General features: G+C 42.7%; 18 protein-coding genes. 8 read left to right on the top strand and 10 right to left on the bottom strand.

The window, feature by feature from the left end; all coding sequences use genetic code 11:
- Positions 1-3: 3 nt before the first annotated feature.
- The gene (locus tag QNH43_RS06005) at positions 4-1539 is read right to left on the bottom strand and encodes an alpha-amylase family glycosyl hydrolase (RefSeq protein WP_283917156.1); all 1536 of its coding nucleotides are present in this window, start codon (positions 1537-1539) and stop codon (positions 4-6) included.
- A 149-nt stretch (positions 1540-1688) separates the two neighbouring features.
- Positions 1689-2936 (bottom strand): extracellular solute-binding protein, encoded by a 1248-nt coding sequence (locus QNH43_RS06000; protein ID WP_434060155.1) that lies wholly within the window; start codon positions 2934-2936, stop codon positions 1689-1691.
- Between the two features lie 367 nt (positions 2937-3303).
- Here QNH43_RS06000 and QNH43_RS05995 point away from each other — a divergent pair, with 367 nt between their 5' ends.
- Positions 3304-5058 (top strand): glycoside hydrolase family 13 protein, encoded by a 1755-nt coding sequence (locus tag QNH43_RS05995; protein WP_283917154.1) that lies wholly within the window; start codon positions 3304-3306, stop codon positions 5056-5058.
- 43 nt (positions 5059-5101) lie between these two features.
- On the opposite strand, the gene asnB is transcribed toward QNH43_RS05995, so the two are convergent.
- Positions 5102-6949 (bottom strand): asparagine synthase (glutamine-hydrolyzing), encoded by a 1848-nt coding sequence (asnB, locus tag QNH43_RS05990; RefSeq protein WP_283917153.1) that lies wholly within the window; start codon positions 6947-6949, stop codon positions 5102-5104.
- A 285-nt stretch (positions 6950-7234) separates the two neighbouring features.
- Between asnB and QNH43_RS05985 the strand changes: the two genes are divergently transcribed.
- The gene (locus QNH43_RS05985; protein WP_076367203.1) at positions 7235-7801 is read left to right on the top strand and encodes a DUF2777 domain-containing protein; all 567 of its coding nucleotides are present in this window, start codon (positions 7235-7237) and stop codon (positions 7799-7801) included.
- A gap of 56 nt (positions 7802-7857) precedes the next feature.
- On the opposite strand, the gene QNH43_RS05980 is transcribed toward QNH43_RS05985, so the two are convergent.
- From QNH43_RS05980 to QNH43_RS05965, 4 genes are all read right to left on the bottom strand, one after another.
- Complete coding sequence (locus QNH43_RS05980) at positions 7858-8202, bottom strand: YisL family protein (RefSeq protein ID WP_230303885.1); 345 nt, start codon at positions 8200-8202, stop codon at positions 7858-7860.
- A 133-nt stretch (positions 8203-8335) separates the two neighbouring features.
- The gene (locus tag QNH43_RS05975; RefSeq protein WP_283917152.1) at positions 8336-9517 is read right to left on the bottom strand and encodes a DUF418 domain-containing protein; all 1182 of its coding nucleotides are present in this window, start codon (positions 9515-9517) and stop codon (positions 8336-8338) included.
- A 41-nt stretch (positions 9518-9558) separates the two neighbouring features.
- Positions 9559-10833: an MFS transporter gene (locus QNH43_RS05970; protein ID WP_283917151.1), complete on the bottom strand. Its 1275-nt coding sequence runs from the start codon at positions 10831-10833 to the stop codon at positions 9559-9561.
- Between the two features lie 253 nt (positions 10834-11086).
- Positions 11087-12679, bottom strand: coding sequence for a long-chain-fatty-acid--CoA ligase (locus QNH43_RS05965; RefSeq protein ID WP_283917150.1), 1593 nt, complete (start codon positions 12677-12679; stop codon positions 11087-11089).
- A gap of 224 nt (positions 12680-12903) precedes the next feature.
- Here QNH43_RS05965 and QNH43_RS05960 point away from each other — a divergent pair, with 224 nt between their 5' ends.
- The 6 genes from QNH43_RS05960 to QNH43_RS05935 all read left to right on the top strand — a co-directional run bounded on the left by QNH43_RS05960 (position 12904) and on the right by QNH43_RS05935 (position 14867).
- The gene (locus QNH43_RS05960; protein ID WP_241590647.1) at positions 12904-13125 is read left to right on the top strand and encodes a spore germination protein; all 222 of its coding nucleotides are present in this window, start codon (positions 12904-12906) and stop codon (positions 13123-13125) included.
- A gap of 22 nt (positions 13126-13147) precedes the next feature.
- Positions 13148-13354: a spore germination protein GerPB gene (locus QNH43_RS05955; protein ID WP_283917149.1), complete on the top strand. Its 207-nt coding sequence runs from the start codon at positions 13148-13150 to the stop codon at positions 13352-13354.
- Positions 13355-13430: 76 nt separating this feature from the next.
- Positions 13431-14045 carry a spore germination protein GerPC gene (gerPC, locus tag QNH43_RS05950; RefSeq protein WP_283917148.1) on the top strand — a complete coding sequence of 205 codons (615 nt, stop codon included), beginning with the start codon at positions 13431-13433 and terminating at the stop codon, positions 14043-14045.
- Positions 14035-14214: a spore gernimation protein GerPD gene (locus QNH43_RS05945; protein ID WP_283917147.1), complete on the top strand. Its 180-nt coding sequence runs from the start codon at positions 14035-14037 to the stop codon at positions 14212-14214. Before gerPC ends, QNH43_RS05945 begins: the two co-directional genes overlap by 11 nt.
- Positions 14215-14219: 5 nt before the next feature.
- A complete protein-coding gene (locus QNH43_RS05940) occupies positions 14220-14627 on the top strand; it encodes a spore germination protein GerPE (RefSeq protein WP_283917146.1) in 408 nt (135 codons plus the stop codon).
- A gap of 21 nt (positions 14628-14648) precedes the next feature.
- A complete protein-coding gene (locus QNH43_RS05935) occupies positions 14649-14867 on the top strand; it encodes a spore germination protein (protein WP_283917145.1) in 219 nt (72 codons plus the stop codon).
- Positions 14868-14912: 45 nt separating this feature from the next.
- Here the strand turns inward: QNH43_RS05935 and trpB are convergent, their stop codons facing one another.
- From trpB to addB, 3 genes are all read right to left on the bottom strand, one after another.
- The gene (trpB, locus tag QNH43_RS05930; protein ID WP_283917144.1) at positions 14913-16076 is read right to left on the bottom strand and encodes a tryptophan synthase subunit beta; all 1164 of its coding nucleotides are present in this window, start codon (positions 16074-16076) and stop codon (positions 14913-14915) included.
- 129 nt (positions 16077-16205) lie between these two features.
- A complete protein-coding gene (gene addA, locus QNH43_RS05925) occupies positions 16206-19940 on the bottom strand; it encodes a helicase-exonuclease AddAB subunit AddA (RefSeq protein ID WP_283917143.1) in 3735 nt (1244 codons plus the stop codon).
- Positions 19933-23430 carry a helicase-exonuclease AddAB subunit AddB gene (gene addB, locus QNH43_RS05920; protein ID WP_283917142.1) on the bottom strand — a complete coding sequence of 1166 codons (3498 nt, stop codon included), beginning with the start codon at positions 23428-23430 and terminating at the stop codon, positions 19933-19935. Before addB ends, addA begins: the two co-directional genes overlap by 8 nt.
- Between the last annotated feature and the right edge of the window lie 8 nt (positions 23431-23438).

Genomic DNA, 23438 nt, shown 5'->3' with positions numbered 1-23438 from the left:
TGATTATTTTGGTTGGTTCCGTTTTGAACGCTTAATAACCAAAGCAATGAATATACCAAAAATAAGAAGAACCAATCCTATGACTAACAGGTAAGGAATATTAATAATCGATTTAGGTGACAGCGTGTAGACTTCTGTCGTCTCCCTGTCGATTACGATAGAGTAACTGTTGTCCTTACTGCGGACCAGATCCCCATTCAGCATACCTCTCAACTCTTTATTACTTTCAAGCTCCTTATCAGTAAGGTTTATCGTTTGAGTTTCAGTCGTATTGTTCATGGCGACGACAATCGTTTCATCACCATATACACGCTTGAATACCGAAGCTCCACCTTTTTCATATAGAAGCTCCATATCCCCCTTTACCAACGCTGGGTACATGTCTCTGAGATCAGAAAGCTTTGTTATATATTCCACCAATTCCTGTTCTGTCTTAAAATTCATCAACTTGTGATTATCCGGGGCAATATCCCCATTTAAGGCAATTTCCGATCCATAAAATACGATTGGCACCCCTGGCATCGTATATAGATACGACAGCGCCATTCTCCATCTGGAACCTGGATTTTCGTTATGGTCGGCTGCATCCTTTGTAAAACGGGGCATCCCCTGTGTATCCATGAATAATGCCTGCTGGGCATCGCCCCCTAATTCACCTTCGCTTTTCTCAAACGCATTAAAAACAGGTTTCAATTCTTTATCGGGTGCAGCAAATGCTTCCCTTAGCTCAGCATTTATTGGATAAGCCATAAAAGCATCGATACCCGTCTTCTTGTAGCTTGATATCAGATCGGCATCACCTTGTACATCGCCGATTGTGTAGAAATTTGATTTTTCAGATTTGACTGCATCCACAAATTCCTTCCAAAAATCTTTTGCTACGTATTGGACTTTATTTATACGGTAACCATCAATATCGGTTTCCGTTATCCACCATTTGGCAGCATCAAGTAAATATTCCCTTGTTTCCTCATTATCTTGATTCAAATCGGGAAGATCATCAACCCAGCCTGTTTCCAAATCCTTTTGGCTACTGTCCTGGGAAATCTTTTTTTCTTCATGGAACCAATCCTGTTTTTTTGGATCGGTCAGCCACGTGGAGTCAGGACCCACATTATTTGCTTGAAAATCAATGATCACCTTCATATCGCGTTTATGTGCCTCATTCACGAGTTTTTTAAACTCTTTCAATGTCCCATAATGTTTATCCGTTTTATAGAAATCTGCCACCCAATCGCCATGATAGCCATTTTCATCATTAGCGAAAATCGGTGAAAGGATGATAGCGGTATAACCCATATCTTTTAAATAATTCAGTTTCTTCGTGACACCTTCGAAATCCCCACCATTAAACGCGGAAGGGTCATTCACGTTCGCATCTCCATTATTTTGAATATTCCCATCGAAAAATCTGTCGACCAATAATGAATATACGATTTCATCCTTCCAAGTTCGTTGTTCTTTTTCAGCTGCTCCTACTGGAATGGCGTAAAAAAGAAGCAACGGAATTAAAGCGAGTGATAACACTCTTTTTCTCATATCCGCTCTCCTCCTAGCTATCTCTTTACGCCTTTAAGATTAGCCTTTTGGCCCTTTAACGTCAAATCCAATTTATAAAAAACTTTACACTAAAGGGACAAATTGGTGAAACTGGTTATAGTTACTGAATCGGAAAAGGAAGAACATTATTAACGTTCTTTTTTTATCGTCTTAACCGCTTTATCCAAGGCCCTTTTTGGATTTGCTTTTTGAGTGCTTATTTCATCCATGGCTGCATTCATCGGTCCCCATACTCTATTCATTTCCGGTATATTCGGCACTGGTTCAGCGTATTGTAATTGTATGCTTATGGCTTGTGCCCTTTCATTTTCATTGATTTCGGCATTGTGTTTGATTGATTTATTAGGAGGGATTTCCCCTGTTAAATCATAACGCTGCATTGCATTATCATCATTTGTCAAATATTCAACTAACTTGGTAGACCAATAAGGATGTTTAGTGAATGCTGTTACATGCCAGCCTTTGATTTCCATCAACGTTTTCATTGGCTGGCCATTGGGCAATTCGGGCATGGGGGCAATTCCTGTATCCTTTTCCTCTGTTAATGAGTCACCACTCATGATAGAAGCCAAATTCCCTTGTATGAACAACTTCTCGATCGCTGCTTTGTCGCCTTTAGGAATCAAACCCGCCTTATACCATTTTTGGATGTAAGCAGCCCCTTTTGTGGCACCCTTATTATTCAAACCAATGTGGGAAGGGTCCAGTTTTCCATTCTTATCTTTGAATATATAACCTCCCATTCCAGCGATCACTCCATACGAATCATGGAAATCATTCCATTTGGCATAGTAACCATGCACGTTACCCTTTCTTAATTCCTTCGCCATTTTATAAAGATCATCCATCGTCTCCGGAGCCTTAGCCATCAATTTTTTATTATAAATGAAAACGGATGTGTTTACGGATTTTGGCAATCCAAACACCTTATCTTGATACATCTCCCCACTAATTGAAGGCTCAATGAAGGCATTCAATACCTCATCTTTCACCTTCACTTCCTGAATTAAGCCTTCCTTCACGATTTGCCCGACTTTTTCATGTGAAAAAGTTACGACATCCGGGGCCTTTCCGTTTCCGATTGGCCCATCACTTCGAAGCCGCTCATACATCTCGGTAGCTATTTCAAGCTCTTTATGCTCAACTTTGATTCCATATTCTTTTTCAAAAGCTTCAATCACCGGCTTTAGGGCCTCCGCTTTACCTTTTTCCTCCCAAATGATCAATTTTTCCGGCTTCGCTTCATTGCTGGCTTCGTCTTCTTTTTTCTTCTTTTCTTTCACTACTTCATTTTCCAAATTTGAACTGGTACCACAAGCACTTACACTTAAGATTAAAAACATGGACATGAACAAATGAAAAATCAGCTTCTTCACTTTCATTCTCCTTTTTAAAATGTTTATTCTATCATGTCCAAAAGCACCAAATAATACTGATTTTTCAGTTCATTCATTCAAACAAAGCCACTTAATGAAAACGATACCAAAGCTATTGTTATCATTATATGAACGGCTTTGGTTTTTACAACATTTTTCCTTGGTGTATTTATTTACTTGTAGTGATGTACACTTTTTGTTATTTTTTAGATAATAAGTGCTTCTTTCAATTGAAATCGGGTATATAACCATATTGAAAAAACACTTTACCTGGCTTAGTGCAACTTCATGGTGCCCCCCTCATAAAACAGCCGGAAGTTTCCTTTTTCACCTCCCCAAATACCTATAGAATTGGAGTGGTTTTGTAATGGAATTTTCATCCATACACCATAGACCTAATGACAATTACGGCTATACCATCAACACTGAAACCCTACATATCCGCCTACGTACGAAAAAACAAGATATCTCCTCAGCTGGATTGATTTTTGGGGATCCATACATTTCCGATAAAGATGGTCAGTGGCAGTACGAAGAACTTCCCATGAGTTTATCAGGCAGCGATGACCGTTATGATTATTGGCATATCTATGTGAAGCCTCCCTACCGAAGAATTCGATATGGGTTCAAGGTATCCTCAGGAGATGAAAGTGCCATTTACACGGAAAAGGGCTTCTTTAATGAAGCCCCCCGAGATCCAGGAAGCTATTTCGCGATTCCCTATCTACATCAAAATGAAGTTTTCGGGGCACCGAAATGGGTCAAAGATACAGTTTGGTATCAAATTTTTCCTGAACGATTCGCGAACGGAAACCCCGACAATGATCCGGAAGACGTGATACCTTGGGGAAGTGAAGATCCGGCCGTGGATAATTTTTTTGGCGGGGACTTCGAAGGAATCATTGAACATTTGGATTACCTCGAGAATCTCGGCATCAACGGAATCTATTTCACGCCAATCTTCCATGCCTACTCCAATCATAAATACGATACGATTGATTATCGGAGTATCGATCCGCAATTCGGAACGAAGGAAACATTGAAAACACTAATAGCCGAATGCCATAAACGGAATATCCGGGTCATGCTGGACGCCGTTTTTAACCATAGCGGCTACTACTTCCCCCCTTTTCAGGATTTACTCGAAAAAGGGGAGAAATCGAAATATAAGGATTGGTTCCACCCACACAGCTTTCCGCTTAAGGGAGGGGAAAGGCCCAATTATGAAACATTCGGTTTTTTTGAATCGATGCCAAAATTGAATACTGCGAATCCGAAGGTGAAAGAATATCTGCTTGAGGTCTCGGCTTATTGGATCAAGGAGTTCGATATAGACGCCTGGAGGCTCGATGTGGCAAATGAAGTCGATCAGCCATTCTGGCGTGAATTTCGAACAACGGTGAAAAATATAAAGCCTGACCTTTATATTCTTGGGGAAATTTGGCATGACTCGATGCCCTGGCTTCGCGGCGATCAGTTCGATGCAGTCATGAATTACCCGTTTACCAACCAAGTTTTTCGCTTGGTCGCTTCACAAACCATCAATGCACGCGAGTTCACAGAACAAATGACAGCCATCTATCACAGTTATCCTACCAATGTTTTTGACGTGACATTCAATCTTCTTGGAAGCCATGATACACCGCGGATTTTCACGGATTGCGGGGAAGATCTAGCTCGGGCCAAGCTCATCCACGCAATCCTGCTGACATTCAGTGGCAGCCCTTGTATATACTATGGAGATGAAATCGGCTTAACCGGAGGCATGGATCCAGGGTGCCGAAAATGCATGGTCTGGGAAGAAGAAAAACAAAATACCGAGCTTTTCAATGAAATTAAGGCATTGATCCTCTTGCGAAAAGAAGAACGATTACTCGCCAATGACGGAAAGTTCAAATTCCTTGATACTGCCGGAAACGAAAATATCGTGGCCTACCAAAAGTATAATGGGGAACGTTCTGTCGTGATCCTCATCAATCCGACGGATGTCCAGCAATCCTTTACCCTCCCTTTTGATTTGAAAGGACGTACACTAACCGATTTAAGAACAAAAGAAACCACCCAGGAAAGTAAATTTGAATTGGGTGGTTATCAATATAAAATTCTCGCATTCAATCATTGAGGCAATGAAAACGGGGCAATGAAAATCATTCGCCCCGTTTTTTTCAATCGATTATTTGGATATCATATTCTTTGAACCATACATGGGTTTGTGCCAAGTGAGCGAGCAACTGTGGACCAGACATCAATTGCCCGAACCACGGCACTTTAAAAGCGGCACCCTTGGAATCTACTATATCGGTTAGCTTCTTTTTATCGAAAAACTCATGCAGGACCGAATTTTTATCCGTAAGTAAGTCTTTCAACCACGCCTGCACACGGTCTGTATATATAGGGTTATGGGTTTTTGGATATGGACTTTTTTTACGATACAATACCTCATCAGGTAACAGCCCCTCCAACGCTTTCCTTAGAATACCCTTTTCACGGTTGCCTTCCATTTTCATTTCCCAAGGAATGTTCCATGCATATTCAACAAGGCGATGGTCGGCAAATGGCACGCGCACCTCTAGACTTGCACCCATACTCATCCGGTCCTTCCGGTCAAGGAGCGTCGTCATGAACCATAATAAGTTCATATAGAAAAGCTCTCTCCGCTTTGCTGCCACACCGCTTTCCCCTTCCAATTTAGGCGTTTCGGCAAGGGTGGTCAAATAAGCTTCCTGCGCATACTCCTCCAGCTTCAATTTCTCGCGCCATTCCGTCTTTAATAAAGATACCCGCTCCCCGGTCGATCTCATCCATGGGAAACCAGCACGATTCAAATCATCCTCACGATGGAACCAAGGATAACCGCCAAAAATTTCGTCCGCACATTCGCCGGATAGGCCTACGACAAAATCCCGCTTGATTTCCTTACAAAACCAAAGTAAAGAAGAATCGACATCCGCCATGCCTGGGAGGTCCCTTACAAGGACAGCTTCCGTTAAATAATCCGTCAACTGCTCTTGAGTGATGATCGATGAATGGTGAACCGTGTTAAAGGTATCCGACATCTTTTTTATCCAATACCCATCAGAGTTAGGCTGAAAATCATTTGCCTTAAAATAGCGCTCATTATCTTCATAATCGATGGAATACGTATGAAGCTGGCCTTTTCCTTCTTTTTGATAGGCGTTTGCCGCAATGGCTGTTATCGCGCTTGAGTCAAGCCCTCCCGATAAGAAGGTACAAAGCGGAACATCTGATACAAGTTGCCGTGTGACTGCATCTTCGACAAGGAAGCGAACCTTCTCGGCCGTCTCATCAAGAGTATCCCGATGTTCTTCGCTTTTCACATTCCAATATCTCCAAATCCGGAGGCCTTTCCTTGATAAGGTAAGCGCATGGGCAGGCCTTAATTCCTGGATATTATGAAATACCCCTGAACCTGGCTTTCGGGATGGACCAACACCAAAAACTTCAGACAACCCTTCGCGGTCAATCTCCGTTTTAACATCCGGATGGGCCAGGATCGCCTTTAGTTCCGATCCGAAAATGAACCCGCCGTCCCTTTCCGCGTAAAAGAATGGTTTTACCCCCATGCGATCTCTTCCAACGAATAATTTCTGTTCCTTTTCATCCCAAATCGCAAATGCAAAAATCCCATTGAACAAGTCAATGCATTTTTCTTTCCATTCTATATAAGAAGTTAGTAAAACTTCTGTATCAGAATGACCGTTAAAGGAATATCCTTTTAATAATAGCTGTTTACGAATATCCTCGGTGTTATATAGCTCACCATTATAACAAAGTGTATATCTGCCGTTTTCGTGATTTTTCGTCATCGGCTGTTTTCCGCCTTCCGCATCGACAACCGTTAACCGTTTATGACCAAAGGCAACATGGGCTTCGCTCCAAACATTTTCTTCGTCTGGCCCCCGCTTTGCCAACGTTTTTGTCATGTTTTCCAATGTTTTCGTTTTCGTCCGTAAATCTTTTTGAAAATGCACCCAGCCTGTTATCCCACACATTTTACACTTCATCCTTTCTATCCGGACTATCAAAAATATATTGGCTCCCTATCTAAAAAAAGATTTACAGTCCCTAAGTATCGATCAGCAATTCCGTAGGACTACCCTGCCCACATCGCCCGGCGTCGTTAATGAATTGTTGAGCAAAGCATCCCGTGTTTAAACATAGCCTATGCAAAGACGGAAAGATGGTTATTTGTCCATAATATTTTAAAATATACAGTTATATTTTCATTGGATTTTGACTAAAAAGTAGGTGAGGATTCCACTATTGGAGGTATATGTATGAGTCAGCAACAACGAATCAAGTTAATGAACAGGCAAACAAGAGCTTTTACCGAAGGAACAGTGGAAAATATCAATCAACAATGGATTTTTTTCGATGATGAAACAGATGAGGCCTGCTCCATTGAAGACCACGTTGATAGCATCATTGAAGTGTACAGGGGTGGGCGCTGGCAGCAAGGAGTAGTTGAAGAAGAGGGAAAAATCCTGCTTCACCGGGAAATCACCTTCTTAAGGGAAAATGAGCCAATTCGGATACGCAAAAAGCTGCTCTACTCTTTTGAACGTTTATTGGAAGAATTGAACGATGATTCCTTTTTCCAATTTGTAACGACTTTGAATTCACTTGATTTTTCTATTTATGATTGTATATATAGTTATAACCAGCTCACCTTTTTAAGGGCCGTCCCTAACCAGTCAGGCGTTAATTTCTTCACCTTTGATAACGAGAGCCAAATATGTCTCGTTCAGCACCACTTTTCTTATGGGAAAAAGGATCACGATCGTTTTGAATTCACCCTGAACACTGGAAAAAGGATCGTCATTGAGAAAGTGAATTCACAATAATGGGCAAAAGAAGACGGGTAATGAGATTTCCTCATTTACCCGTCTTCAATTCTGTATTAAAAAAAGTCCATTCCTTGTGGCAGCGAAAGCCCTAAATAAAGGACGAATACAAGCGCTACGATGAACAATATCCACATGGCACTCGTGCTTTTCCCTTTTTTCGTACGGACCAGCACCATCTCCATCGCCGCAATCACGATGATTCCAACAATCATTTTTACTGCGTAAGCACCAAAATCAGTGATCAGCATACCGCCAGTCAGGAAAATCAATAGATAGAACAACCGTGTTATCATATGTAGCATTTTCGCTTTCGGATTTCCACCTTTAAGCATCGAATATGTGACAAAGAAAAGAATGATTCCGATAACCCAAGCCGTAATATGCATATGTGTAGTCATTGTTTTGCCCCCTCGTTCAGTTTCCATTTCATCATATCATAGGCTTTTACAAAAAAACAAAACTAAGGATCTACCTGAATGCATAAAACCAACAATTTAATGAACATCATTTACATTTATTCTTAATAGGTCCCTACCTGCGCATAACCGGCTTTTTACCATATGTAACCAAACGCCATATATATTCAACCGGTCCGTATTTAAACAGCCCCATCCACAATAAGGAAAGCAGAATTTGCAGGCAAAACAGGGCCATTAAGAAAACAAATCCTGTCGTATAAGAGACTGATCCATATAATCCAAGGCCATAGGAATAAAAAATGGCCGTACATACCATCGATTGGAACAAGTAATTGCTCATCGACATCCTTCCGATATACGAAAGCGGATGTAAGAGGCGGAAAGCCCCTGCCTGTTCCGCCAAGAGCGCGATTGCCGTGATATAAAAAGTCGTAAGTAACGGCCCTCCCAAATAATCCTGCACGAATATCGTACCAAAATGGTAAACCGTCACATACGGCAGAATCTTAATTGACATGCCCAATAGCAAGCTTACAATCGAAATCATTTTCAATTGCCGTTTATATTTGGTTGGATTTTGTAGAATGCCTTGTTTTGCAACGCCTGCTCCAATTAAAAAAAACGGAAAAATCGATAAAAAAAGGATAATGGCATTAAAAGGGTTGTTCACCATATACCAATCCTGTGCCCTTTGACTCATTATGTCCATAAATGTACCAGATTGATAGACTTCCAAAGACTGTTTCATCATCGCCGTATCAGTCGTTATTGCCATCCCTTCCCTATCAAAAATGCCCAATATAAGAAATAGCGAACCCAATATCGCAAAAGGCAGGACATAACAAACCGAGCCTAGCAGAATTAAATTCCTGCCCTTCATTTTATAAAAAAATAAAAATGCAAACCCAAATACAGCATAATTAATGAGGATGTCCCCATGCCAGATGAAAAAAGCATGAATGCACCCAAGTATCAGCAGGAAACTTAGCCTTTTCATATATAGTGAAGGAAATGAAATACCCTTTTCTTCAGTCCTTACAGCTAGTATGATTGCCCCAAAACCGAACAGAAAGGCGAATAACGGATAAAAGCTGGCCTGTGCGACAATATCACTGAATCTGTACAAAATCCTGTCCCATCCCTCGGACCACTGCCCGGCACCATCTATGTATAAGAGCGGAGAGTGGAAAGAAGGCATATTCACTAAAAAAATGCCTAAAATGGCCAATCCACGTAAAACATCGATGCTTACGATCCGTTTACTTTCCTGCAATGGTACCATTGTGCCCTTCATAGGGTACACCCTCTTTCATCCATACAGATTTAACATCCTTTCTATAACTCCATTGCATCAGCTTTAACTTTCGTGACCGCTTTTTGCTTTTTTATCAGTATGACAAACAAACTGCCCAATAAGCAAAAGATTCCTGCCAGGAAGAATGCCCATGTATAGGAATTGAATATTTTGAAGATAAGCCCTCCACCATACGCCGCCACTGCCGCACCCACCTGATGGGCCGCGAATATCCATCCGTATACAATCCCGCTTTTCTCCATGCCAAAGACTTGCCTTGAAATGCTTATGGTCGGAGGAACGGTGGCTATCCAATCCAGGCCATAAAAAACGGAGAAGATGATCAATAGACCGATTGAGCCTTCATTTAGCGCAAAAGGAAGTAATACGAGGGAAGCACCCCTTAGAGCGTAATACCAAAACAACAGCCAACGGTTATCAAAACGATCTGATAACCACCCGGATACAGTCGTACCAATCAAATCAAAGATTCCCATGAAAGATAGCAGTGATGCTGCCGTCACAACCGGTAAACCAAAACTAATGCAGTAAGAAATGAAATGTGTGCCGATCAACCCGCTCGTTGAAAGTCCGCATATAAAAAAGCTCCCTGCCAATAGCCAGAATTCCTTCACTTTCACTACTTGAATCAATGACTGAAAAGCCATGGCGATGGGGTTCTTCTTTTGGACTATAACGGCCTCCTGACTTTCCTCCTCCAATCCATATGGAAGAGTGCCGACATCCATCGGATTGTTTTTCATGAATAAAAGGATGATTGCCAGCATGATCAAGCTAAGGATCAAAATTAATCCAATCGCCCATCTCCATGAATAATTCTCAATGATGATGGCTAAAACCGGAAGTAAAATGAGTTGGCCCGTTGCTGTACTTGCCGTCAGTATCCCTACCGCCAGCCCCCGCCTCTTCTCAAACCAACGATTTGCCACATATGGGCTCAATACCGTTAAAAACACTCCGGAACCCAGTCCAATGATAATTCCCCAAATTAAAATAAGCTGCCACTCATGCTCCATGAAAAAAGTGAGGAAAATCCCTGCCAATAAAGTGGACATGGCCAATACCATCATTTTCTTCAATCCAAGCACTTCAATTAGAGCGGCCATGAATGGACCCGATAATCCATAAAGAAAAAGACTTATGGCGAAAGCTAAAGAAATGACGGACCGGTCCCAACCGAACTCACTTTCAAATGGTACGATGAATACTCCCGATGATGACCTAACGATTCCCGCTACAATAATCGAGAAGAAGGTTATGATTAAAATAACCCAGCTATAATGAATACGTTTCAATGCTCTCCCCCACAATCCAAAATTCCTAGAATCAACATGACGAATAAGAAAATTTATAATAATTCGAAATATTTTATAATAGTAACACTTTATCTTTAAACAGGAAGCTTTTTATCGAAACAAATTCCATCGCTCCTGAATGACCATCCTTATCCAACAATGGCATGAGTTACTATTCATAGCTTAATATGAAACCGAATTTAAAGGGAAACAGAAAAAACGCTGATCATTTCTGAACAGCGTTAGCGAGGCATCAATTAACGAATCTGCCTGTTTTCCCTTTAGATTCCCAGTAATCATTACGGAGATGGATTTTTTGTATTTTCCCTGATGCCGTTTTTGGAAGCTCATCGACGAACGACACACTGGTAACTGATTTGAAATGAGCTAGTTTTTCCCGTGTGAAGGCCTTTATATCATCCTCCGTTAATTCCACGCCCCCTTTTGGCACAATGAAGGCATGCGGTGTCTCTCCCCACTTTTCATGCGGAACGGCAATGACTGCCGCTTCAAGAATTTCCGGATGTTCGTAGAGTACTCCTTCCACTTCTATGGAAGAGATATTTTCTCCGCCACTAATGATGATATCCTTTTTGCGGTCAACGATATCAACATTGCCATTTTCATCGATTGTGGCCATATCCCCTGTATGCAGCCATCCATTTCTCAAAGCCTGGCTGGTCGCTTCTTCATTTTTCCAATAACCTAACATCACTCCATGACTGCGGACGATGAGTTCCCCGATATCCACGCCATCATGGGCCACTTCCTCACCATTGTCATGGATAACCTTTACCTCGCTGCCTATGATGGGATATCCGGCTTTCGCCTTCATTCTGTATTTTTCTTTTTCCGAAAGATCATCGAATTCAGAACGAATCAGCGATATCAGACTAACCGGTGTTGATTCAGTCATTCCGTAAATTTGAATGAATTCCCACCCTAACTCTTTTTCCACCCTTGTAACGAATGCAGGAGGCGGTGCGGAACCCGCAACGACGATCCGGATATCCTGCTCGATATTCGGAACATTCCGTTCATAATATTGAAACAGGGAATTCAGAACCGTTGGTGCCATATGCATTATGGAAACCTTATGTTTTTGGAGTGCATCAAATATCATTTCGGGGCTGGTTTTCCTCAAACAAACTTGAGTGGCACCATTTGCCGTATAATAAAATGGGGCACCCCACCCATTCACATGGAACATCGGCAGTACATGCAAATATGTATCGCGGTCATTGACCCTGAAATGATGCATCGCACCCAGGGCATGTAAATAGTTGTTGCGATGGGTCAGCATCACCCCTTTGGGATTTCCTGTGGTCCCGCTAGTATAAAGGAGGCTCGAAACATCATTTTCATCCACGGACTCCCTGTTGAAGCACTTGTTATCATAACGTTCCAGCCAATGGTTGTAATCGGTTTCATTTATCTCTTCATTTTTATAATGAACGATTATGTGCTCCACCGATTCAAGTTCATCCTTGACAGGGGAAATTAGATGATACAATTCCTGATCTACGAAAAGGACCTTTGACTCGCTATGGTTCAAAATGAATACATAATCGGCAGGCTTTAAACGGATATTCAATGGAACGATTACTGCCCCAAGCTGAAAGACCCCATAAAAGCCTTCAAGCATTTCAATTGAGTTAGGTGCCAAATATGCCACCTTATCACCCTTTTTGACTCCAAGGTCCCTTAAACCATTCGAAAGCTGGTTTACACGACCGTTCAGCTCTAAGTATGTTAAAACCTTGTCATCTCCAATGATGGCTTTCTTATCGCCATATAGTAAGGCTGCCCGATCCAAGAAATGCGATAATACTAATGGTACATTCATTTCCTCACCTCTAATTTTATTTGAAGATTCTGAATTAGTATTATATTACCATATCTGTTATCAAACTTTCAATAACATTCACCATTGTTATATAACAATATATTAATAGGCAGATGAATCACATCAAGCATGAGCCAACATACAATACATTGAAACTCCCTTCAGTGATAGGCTCATGGCCTGAGATTCAAGGGAAAAACCAGAATAAAAAAAGGGTGATTTTCTTGCCGGCCATCGTAGGAGTCGTTCAAGTCATCAACGTCGGTAGCAGTGGAATTGTCCATATTGGTGACGTCTTTAAAATAAGTCCATTTTCCACCTCAAAAACGTTTGCAGGTGCTGGCTCTTTTAATACAGGTGAATCCATATCCCTCTATAATGCCTACAGCACCACAAATACAAATGATACAGATGGTGTCGATCAGCCACTGGTCTTAAATCTCTAATGTTTTTAAGAAAGGAGTCAGCATGATCTTCAATATTCACCAGACCATACAAATCAATATGATAAAAATTGAAAGCATCTCCAATTCATCCGTTTTTCAAATAGGAAGTGCCGGGGTGATTAAATCATATTCCACATTAGCCAATACCGGTGGATTCACTGAGCCTGCTCCTGAAATCGAAGCTGATGTAGTCCCATTAACCAGTTTCGTCCCATTTACACCTTCTTAGGCATTCACCTATATCCAACTTTTTCATATACTGTCATATATGAATTTAACTTTTTATGAAGGTGAGGTGTTGAATCGTGAATCAGGATCTTTATTCGTATTCCATACAAATGCAGCGTTTCCTTGAAGCCCAGGATAAGCGGATCATGAAACTTGAACACGAACTCAAACGCCTGACAGATGAACTTGCCGAGCTGAAAAATAAACCGCCAATCCATGTAGATAAAATTGAATATAAATTCGATCAGTTAAAGGTCGAATCTTTAGATGGAACATTGAATATCGGTTTAAATCCCAATGACCTTAACAACATTGATGAATTTGCCGTCAACAACCAACCCGTTCAACCTGCACCTAACCTATTTCCGGGCAGGGAGATCGTCGTCCAGGAAATTCACAACGAGATACTTTCAGACTTGGAAAATATGATTCACGATGCGGAAAACCAGCTGAAAATATCATTGGAACCCTCTTATCATGACTTCATTAAACAGGACGTCGAACGCCAGCTGCATCAACGTATCAATATGTATTTCGATAATCTTTCATACGCGGAACGTGCTCCGCAGCAACGGGATAATGTCAAGGAGAAGATCAGGGAGAAGGTAAAATCCGATATTCAAACTGCATTATTCCAATTCATTACCCATTCACAAACCGAGACAGGAGGAGGAAATCCAAATGGAGTTTAATGTAATCAATCACCAGCTTTGTGTAGGTGATATTAAAATTACCGGTGTAGCAAGCTCTGCTTTATTTCTCATAGGGGATGTACAAACGGTCCAGCTATCCTCAGCATTCGATACCCCGCCGGAATCCCTTATTATCGGGCCACTCGTGCCGCTTACTCCAGAAGGATAAATAACATGTTTTCTAGAATATCAAAAGTAAAATCTTTATTATCCGACACCGTATCATTCAGCTCCGCCCTGCAAATCGGGGATACTTCATATATAGATGGAAATGCCCTGGCTTTAGCGGTCCAAAAGAGAAGTGAAACTTTCCAGTCAGTCGATATTCATTTCGAAGATTATGAAATTTTCAAGAGACCATTTTATATTCCAAGATTGAATGAACCAGTCATATCAAGTTTTTCAAATCCGAATCCCTTCATACGGGTCGGCAATATCAATATAATCGGGATATCATCCTCATCTGTGGTGGGTGTGGGGAACGTAGGCCATGCGCGTATGGAATCAAGAGTGAAACATATTCGGGAGGTTCCTAAAAAAAACGAAGAAACGCCAATCGAGGATTCAACCAACAACACTTAAACTTTTAAAGGAGGGGTTCATATGCCCGCCATTATCGGCCCAGTTCAAGTATTTAATGTCGAGCAAGGAAACCTGTTATTCGGTGATTGCGCCGTCATTTCCCCTAAGTCTTCCTCCAAATCCGTTTACGGATCCGGATCAGGGAACACAGCTGCAATCACCTTCACGGCTAATGGCCTGAACGGTAGCAATGTCCTTGATGTCAATGGGGTCGACCAGCCCATTACGGGGAATAATTAGTCAAAGAAAAAGCCTCCCATTTCCAGGGAGGCTTTTAAATTCGGCCTATTTTTCTAACATGTTAAATACTTGCTCGACATCTTTGTCTCCCCTGCCTGATAAATTAACGATCAGTATATCATCTCTTGTCAACTCTTTTGCTAGCTTCATGGCGTGAGCCAGAGCATGCGAGCTTTCGAGAGCTGGAATGATCCCCTCTGTTTTGGATAATACCTGAAAAGCCTCAAGTGCTTCTTCCCCTTTTACCGTCACATACTCCGCTCGTCCGCTTTCTTTCAAAAAACTATGCTCGGGTCCCACGCTCGGGTAATCCAAACCGGCGGCTATGGAGAATGTCGGTTTTGGTTCTCCTTGTTCGTCCACTAACGTCAAACTTTTGAATCCGTGTAATACTGCCGGGACACCTTGGGAAATACTTGGTGCCTCACTTGGCTCTACACCAATTAAACGGACATTGCCTTCATCTATATAATGAGCAAAAGCACCGATCGCATTACTTCCCCCTCCTGCACAAGCAATGATGGCAGTTGGCAGTTTTCCTTCCTTTTCAAGGATCTGGCGCTTTGATTCTTCACTAATGATTGATTGAAAATGCTTAACGATCGTTGGATATGGGTGTGGTCCCACTGCTGAACCAAGCAAGTAAAAAGTATTTTCATAGTTTTGCACCAAATCATTCAATGCCTCATCAACGGCATCCTTCAATCGACCCTGTCCCTTTTCGACCGCTACGACCTTTGCCCCCAGCAATTCCATCCGAAAGACATTCAAGGCCTGCCTCTCCGTATCCAGCTTACCCATATAGATCACACACTCCATGCCAAACAACGCACATGCAGTGGCAGTCGCCACACCATGCTGCCCAGCGCCCGTTTCTGCGATGATGCGTTTAGCACCCATCCGTTTAGCGAGCAGGATTTGTCCGATCGCATTATTAATTTTGTGAGCACCTGTATGATTCAGATCCTCACGCTTCAAGTATATTTTTGCCCCGCCAACCTTTTTCGTTAAATTCTTCGCATGTGTTAACGGATTTTCGCGTCCGACATATTCTCTCAGATAATATTGAAACTCCTCAATGAATTCCGGGTCATCCTTATATTTCAGGAATTCCGTTTCCAAAATATCCATAACTTCCTGAAGTTCACCAGGTACGAAGCTTCCACCGAACTCACCAAAGTATCCCTTGCTCTTGATCTCACTCGTCATACTCGTCTCTACTCCTTTAAAAAGGTATTTTTCTCCACTAGTATATAGTAAGCATTTATACCTTTTCAAACTATTCTGTTTATTTAACCAAAAAGAAGCGTCCCATATAAATGGGACACTCCTTCTCTCTTATACTTCCAATAAATGCGAGCCATCAAAGAAAAACAAGTAACGGCCGGTTACCTTCTTATTCATTATCCCTTCAACAGCCCTCGTATAAAGCTGGAGCTGCATCCGGTATCTATCGGCAAGAATCTCTTTGGCACCTTCATACCCGCTAGCAAAACGGCCGGTGATGGTATCCGTTTTATAATCGAGGAGCACAAGACCTTGTTCATCCTCAAAGATACAATCAATCACACCTTGAATAAGGATCTCTTCATCTCCAGCTGCCCAATCGCTGTAAGCTTCCTTTGCAGGCAACGACATCGTAAATGGCACTTCACGGCGAATGCTCCCGGCCCCCTGCATTCTTTGCCCGATTTCAGTGTCAAAGAAATCGACGATCGTCTCAGGGTCCACAGCTTCTTTCTGTTCCTCCGTCAACAACTCACGTTGAATCAAGTCAACGATCAGTTCCTGAATCGATTGAATGGTAATCTCTTTAGTTAGATCGATATGCTGCATGACTAAATGTGTAATCGTACCCCTTTCAGCAGGAGTCAGTGACTTTTCTTGCATGAAAGTCGGCCGCTTCGTGATAGGTCGCTTAAATTTACGCAACAACTCTGTGGAGCTTTGCTCGTCCTTGAGTTCATATTGACGTTTTAATTCAGAAACGGATTGCTTGGAACGATACACCGTCGCATCATGTCCGGGGTACTTCCATTCCAGCTGTTCCTTGATATCTTCATAAAACTCGGAAACGATACCGACCTTCTCCGATTTCTGGACATGGTCAAGCATTTGCTCTTGAACCAGTGCCTCTTCCTCGTCCAGAACAGCAAGCTCTTCACTTGGAATGACGGAAATGGACCAATTCGATGGATGCGACTCCATTTCCAATCCTTGACCTGCAGCACCAAGAGAATCCCGATGTCGGACAAGGGATGGTCCAATCCAATCAAGATAACTTTTTGCACCTGCCCGTACATAGTCCTTCAATAGCCACTCCCCATGTGCAGCATTACTTTCCCAGTTCTGCTGCGTTTTTTCAGCATCATTGATACTGGCAATCAAATAAAGCTTCTCCTTAGCCCTTGTAAGCGCCACGTAGAGGACACGCATTTCCTCGGCAATTAATTCAAGCTGCTTTTTTTTCTTGAAAGCCATTTGAGGGAGGGATGGATAAGTTATCCGTAATTCGGAATTCACATACTTTGCCGCAAAGCCATAATCCTTATCCAATAAATAGGACTTGCGTAAATCCATCATATTGAATTGCTTGGAAAGGCCGGCAATGAACACGATCGGGAACTCAAGCCCCTTTGAGGAGTGAATTGTCATCAGCCGGACTACATCTTCCTGCTCTCCTAAAGCCCGGGCTGCCCCTAAATCATCCCCACGTTCTTGCATTCTTTCTATAAAACGCAAGAAACGGAACAGTCCGCGGAAAGAACTTGCTTCATATTGCCTTGCCCTGTCATACAGCGCTCTTAAATTGGCCTGACGCTGTTTGCCACCAGGCATCCCACCTGCAAAATCATAAAACTGCGTTTCTCGGTATAGGAGCCAAATCAAATCTGATAATGCCTCCTGCCTGGCAAGCTTCCTCCACTTCACGAGTTTTTTATAAAAAGCAGAGGCTTTTTCATAAAGCCCCGGGTGTTCTTCCGGGTCACTCCTTCTGTAAAAATCAGCTAGCGCTTCGTAATAGCTTCCTTTATGGAACAAACGCACCTGTGACATCTCTTCTTCATCCAGACCGACGATAGGTGAACGGAGAACGGATGCCAATGGGATATCCTGTTGCGGGTTATCTATCACCTTCAATAAGGAAATCATGATGGCCACTTCGGTCGCTTCAAAATAACCAGTCGATAAATTAGCATATACTGGAATGCCCTGCTTTTTAAATTCCTCCATGATTTGCGGTGCCCATGGCATCGAACGAAGAAGAATGACCATGTCCCGATAAGTCGCAGATCGGTACTTTTGGGTTTTCGTATCATATATCCGATGCTTTTCGCTTATAGCCTTTTTAATGAGCTTGGCCATCTGCCTTGCTTCGAGCTGTGCTTTTTCAAGCTCCTCGGCTTCAAACCCGCCATCCGATCCTTCCGTTTCCGAATGTGCTTCCGGATCGGCTGTTCCATCGATTAAATGGAGTTCGATCGGATTTGGATCTTCTTCGGGATATGGGGCACCTTTTTTCAATTGGGCATCTTCATCATATACAATCTCACCGACTGTAACGCCCATCAACTGTTGAAACAAGAAATTGGTCCCATCGAGAACTTCCTTACGGCTCCGGAAATTGCGGTTTAAATCTATTTTCAGTCCGGAATCGACACCATCATGAGTAAAACGTGTGTATTTCCCAAGGAAGAGATTCGGTTCCGCAAGCCTGAACCGGTAAATGGACTGCTTGACATCGCCAACCATGAAAAGATTCCCATTATATTCGCCGTCAGCCGTCACAAGTTTTAAGATGGATTCCTGAACCAGGTTCGTATCCTGATACTCATCTACGAGTACCTCTTTGAACTGGTTCCTGTATTCTATGGCCGCGGCTGAAGGTTTTCGTTCACCGTCCACAGTTTCCCCCGTCAAAATTTGAAGACAATAATGTTCCAAATCGGCGAAATCCACCAAGTTCTTTTCTGCTTTTGCAGCAAAAAATCGATCGTCAAACTGCTTAACAAGCATTACAAGTGTATCGACAAAGCCCTTGAGCTCCCTTATATCCCGCAGATAACTTTCCGGTTTGCGGGAAAATAACTCTTCCTGTAACGATTTGATGATTTTCTTCGCCTTATCACGACACTTGGTAGCCTCATCCGAAACTTCTTTGATGAAATCTCCGCCAGTAAGGCGTTTTGCCGTACCAAATTTCACATTTTGGATTTCTTCATAAAGAGCATTCCAGGATTGATCCTTCACTTCCGAAAGTTTAGCAACCAGGGCAAGATCAGCTATATAGTTTTCAGCCCTTGGTGCCGGGCCTCCAGGGATTTTTGTCAATGCAAGCGAGCGTTCCAATAAGTCCCTGGCAGTGTCCAATTGCAAGCCAACATCGAACTTCAATGAATCGATAAACGAAAGATCATCAATCCCTTCATCATCTGCCAACTCATACATGCTAGCTGCACCATCGAGCCATCGGGCCGGCTCTGGATTCGATTGCGAAAAATCATGCAGCGATCGAACGATATTCTGAAGCGCATCATCGTTTCGATCGCTTGTGAAAGCATCAACCAAATTAAAGAACTCTTCATTATCACTTTGGCCATACTGCTCCTCGAAAAGCTCTTCCATCACTTCATCACGGAGCAGCTGGATTTCCGTTGAATCTGCAATCCGGAAGCCCGGGTCGATATCCGTCAGATAATAATACTTCCTGATCACCTCTAAACAAAAGGAATGAAGTGTGGAAATCGAGGCACGATTAATCAAGCTCAACTGCTTACGCAGATGCTGTGAATGCGGATTATCATTGATCGCTTTTTCCAATGCCTCACTTATCCGATGGCGCATCTCGGCAGCCGAGGCATTCGTGAATGTAACGACAAGCAGTTCATCAACATCGATTGGATCTTCTTCGGAAATGACTTTTTGAATGATCCGATTGACCAGCACCGCTGTTTTCCCTGAACCTGCGGCGGCCGCAACCAGAATGTCCTGATCTTTAGCCCATATCGCCTTCCATTGATCTTCCGTCCAAGTCACATCTCCCGGCAGAGCAGGAATTTTCGTTTTACTCATCTTTCTCTCCCTCCCCCCTTAATAGCTCAAGAACGTCATTTTGTTTCTTCTGTGCCAAATTCCTGAATTGGTTTTCCTCCAGTGATTGGTCGAATTGGCATACAGATTTAAAGGAACAGAAAGTACACGGCGTTTTTTCCTTTAATTTATATGGGGTTATATCCACATCACCATCGACCATTCGATCACCAGCCTCCTGATAAATACGGCGCACATGATGATTCAGAAGCGAAAACTCCTCCTTGCTGGCAACTTTGGAAGCCGCAAGGAGTGATCCGTCCTTTTTAAATCCAGCTGGAATGATATCCGACTTACCCGAATTTTCAATATCAAGCGAAGTATCCATCATCTGAATGACATTTGAATGATCCAGTACTAGTCCATTCATTTTAAAACTTTTATAAATTTCTTCCTCAATTTTATCCAAACTGAGCATTCCCTTTGATTTGACTACGGGATTATGCACATGAAAATACAAAACGCCGGCAGGAATCGCTTCTTTTCCTATAAGGGACTTGGAATGGGTGACGACGATATCTAGGTATGTCAACATTTGCAGCGCGAGTCCATAATACACTTCACTCATGTTCAGTTCCTTTTCACTCGACTTATAATCGAGCACACGCAAATAGACACCCTCATCTTCTTCCGCTTTATCCACGCGGTCGATCCGCCCGATCAATTCCATCTTCGTACCGTTTTTCAATGTGAAAGAAAGTGGAGGAAGCTCGCCATTTTTTCCGAATCCAAGTTCTAATCCGACTGGGGCAAAACCGCTCACCTTTGCATGTTCACTTAATACGATCGAGGCCCGGCCAATCACATTTTCCAATTTCCTGCGTAAATAGTGATGGCGGTTCGTACTTAACAAAATCTGATTTTGGAGTTTAGGAGCAAGTCTCTCGACAGCCATTCTGGCCAGCTCCAAGCATTGTTCCGGGGTCAATGCAGACCAAGGAATATCATGGTCCTTTAAATAATCGGAAATCATTTTCAATGCTCCATGGAACATCTCGCCTATATCCGGGGCATCCAAACGGAAAATTTGCCGTTCCCGCAATTTCAAGCCATGAGCGGCATAATGGGAAAACGGACAGCTATTGAACATTTCCATCCGGGATACACTCGTAAGAATGCTCTCACCGTATAATTGCTTACTTGTTTCCTCAGATAATTTCTTTGTCCTATTTTGATAAAAAAGGCTCGATAAAACCTTAGTTGCTGAAGGACCGGCCATTTCATCATCCAAAATGGCATTATATACATCCCACCATAGTGAATGGATTGGATAGTTCCTTTTTTTTAGCTGCAATTGGGCAGCCAGGTACGATAGGGCGACATCATGATTTGCAGCATATTTCACCTGTTCTTCAGCAGGCAGATCGGACGGATCGTTCATATAATACACATCGGACACGTTGGGCAATACGTCCCTTACCCGTTTCAAATAGGATGAGGGTAAAAGTGCCTTTCCTTCCTCATCGGCAAGAGGATATGATAAATAAAGGGCCTCGGCAGGCGTAGTAAATGCTTTGTACGCTGTAAATTCTTCATCTAGGAGTCGCACTTTTGAACTTGGGGCAACATCAAGTCCACCAGCCAGCAGCACCTCACGATCACTATCTGAAAATATCCCGTCAGATACAGCTTTTCCTGGCAGGACCCCTTCGTTCAGGCCGATAACAAAAGCTGTCTTCACATCATCCAGGCGGGATAAATCTAGATTGGCGACCAATACTTGGTCAATTGCCGGCGGTACCAAAGAAAATTCAAGAGACTCCAGACCAGCTTCAATGATAACTGCAAACTGTTTCATGGAAAGCTCTTCCCCGCTCAGCAGTTCGACGAATTGGTCCAATAGGTCGACAACTGCATTCCATGTTTGCTCATGCTCTCTTGCCGATACCAGATCACCTGCTTCTTCTGCCTCTTGTTTCAGCTTTTCCAATTTTTCCGGTACATGCAATTCTTCAAGATATAGATAAAGGGCTTCACACAATTCCCTGCCATTAACAGCCTTTTTAACACGTTTTGAAAGCTTCAAGATGGGCTCGGTAAATAATTGCTTCAGCTCATTCAACTCTTGCTCAAGCTGCATTTCCTTATCCGTTTGATTCCGGTCCTCGAGTTCCAGTCCGCGGAAGCGCCGGTAGGTCCAACGATCTTTGGACGTCCACCTGCTTCCTTTAATGCCACGGGCCAGCACATAGTTTTCCAGCTTATCTACCTGTTCGCGCATTCTATCATGGTTTTTTTGCAGCGGAAATAGAAGCTCCGTCTTGATCGCACGAAATACCGGCTCATAACGCCAATAACCATTGATGATCTCCAAAGTGGAACGGATCAGTTCAATCAGAGGATGATTCAGCATCGTCCGTTTGGAATCGACGAACAAGGGGATTTGATAATCCCGAAAAACGGTTTGTAAAATATCTGCGTACGCTTCTCCATTCCGGACTAAAATCGCAATATCGCTGAAACGGTGCTGTTTCTGTCTGACCAGCGACAAGATGTCCCGGGCAACTCCTTCAATCTCGGCTCTGCGGTTAACTGCCTGGGCGATCGTCACATCAGGCGACTGCTCTAACGCTTTGGCAGGGCGAATGGCAAAATAAGTTTCCAGGTGATTCAGCCCCGGGCTCTTTCCAAACCTTTCCGTTCCTTTTAAGATTCGATCTTCTGAAATCGGTACGCCATTCCTCAATCCAGCCTGATAAAGGTGATGATATAAATTTCCCGTTTGCCTGAACAACTGCAAATCATCCGGAGCATATTGCCTGTAGGGCTGATCTAACGTCAGCGAGATCGTTACGCTCCTGCACAGCTTGATCATTTCTTCCACAATCAATAATTCCTGCGGAGTCAAACTATAAAAACCATCGATATATATATCCGCATCCCTTATATAGGAAGAATCCGCCATTTTCTCGATCAGTAAAGTGAAGTAGTCTTCGGAATCTAAATATTTGTTAACCATTTCATCCTCAAAAGCCTGATAGACCAATTCAAGATCATGCAGTTTATCCTGAATGCCGCTGCCGGCCTGTGAGGTTTCGGCCAAATAGTTTTGAATGTCATCAGGTTGGATGCAATACTGCTTGAACTCAGCCAGCATTAGCTCCATCTGTGCAATGAACCCCTGCTTATCGGCAGAACGACGAAACATCTTTAACTCTTCCTTTTTATCATCCATGATCTTCCGTATCAACATATTAACGCCAACGCTGTCCAAATGCAGCCGGCTCATCCCCCCGGTCTCCTGAAGGACGCGCCAAGCAAGCCTGCTAAAACTAAAAACCTGTGTCCGGATCATTCCGGCAAGGCCTGGTGTTTTAATTAATTTATATTCAGATAGAAACGTCATCTGATCAGGAACGAGGTAGATAATTGGATTTCCTTCGGGATCTTCTGCCAATTTGGAGCGAATTTCGTCCAATATATCCGAAGTTTTCCCTGCACCCGATCTTCCCAGTAAAAAACGGAGTGACATCTCTTTTT

Source organism: Peribacillus simplex (assembly GCF_030123325.1).
GTDB classification, from domain to species: domain Bacteria; phylum Bacillota; class Bacilli; order Bacillales; family DSM-1321; genus Peribacillus; species Peribacillus simplex_D.
The sequence above is the reverse complement of the archived record's forward strand: the minus strand, read 5'-3'. Positions and strand labels throughout refer to the sequence as shown.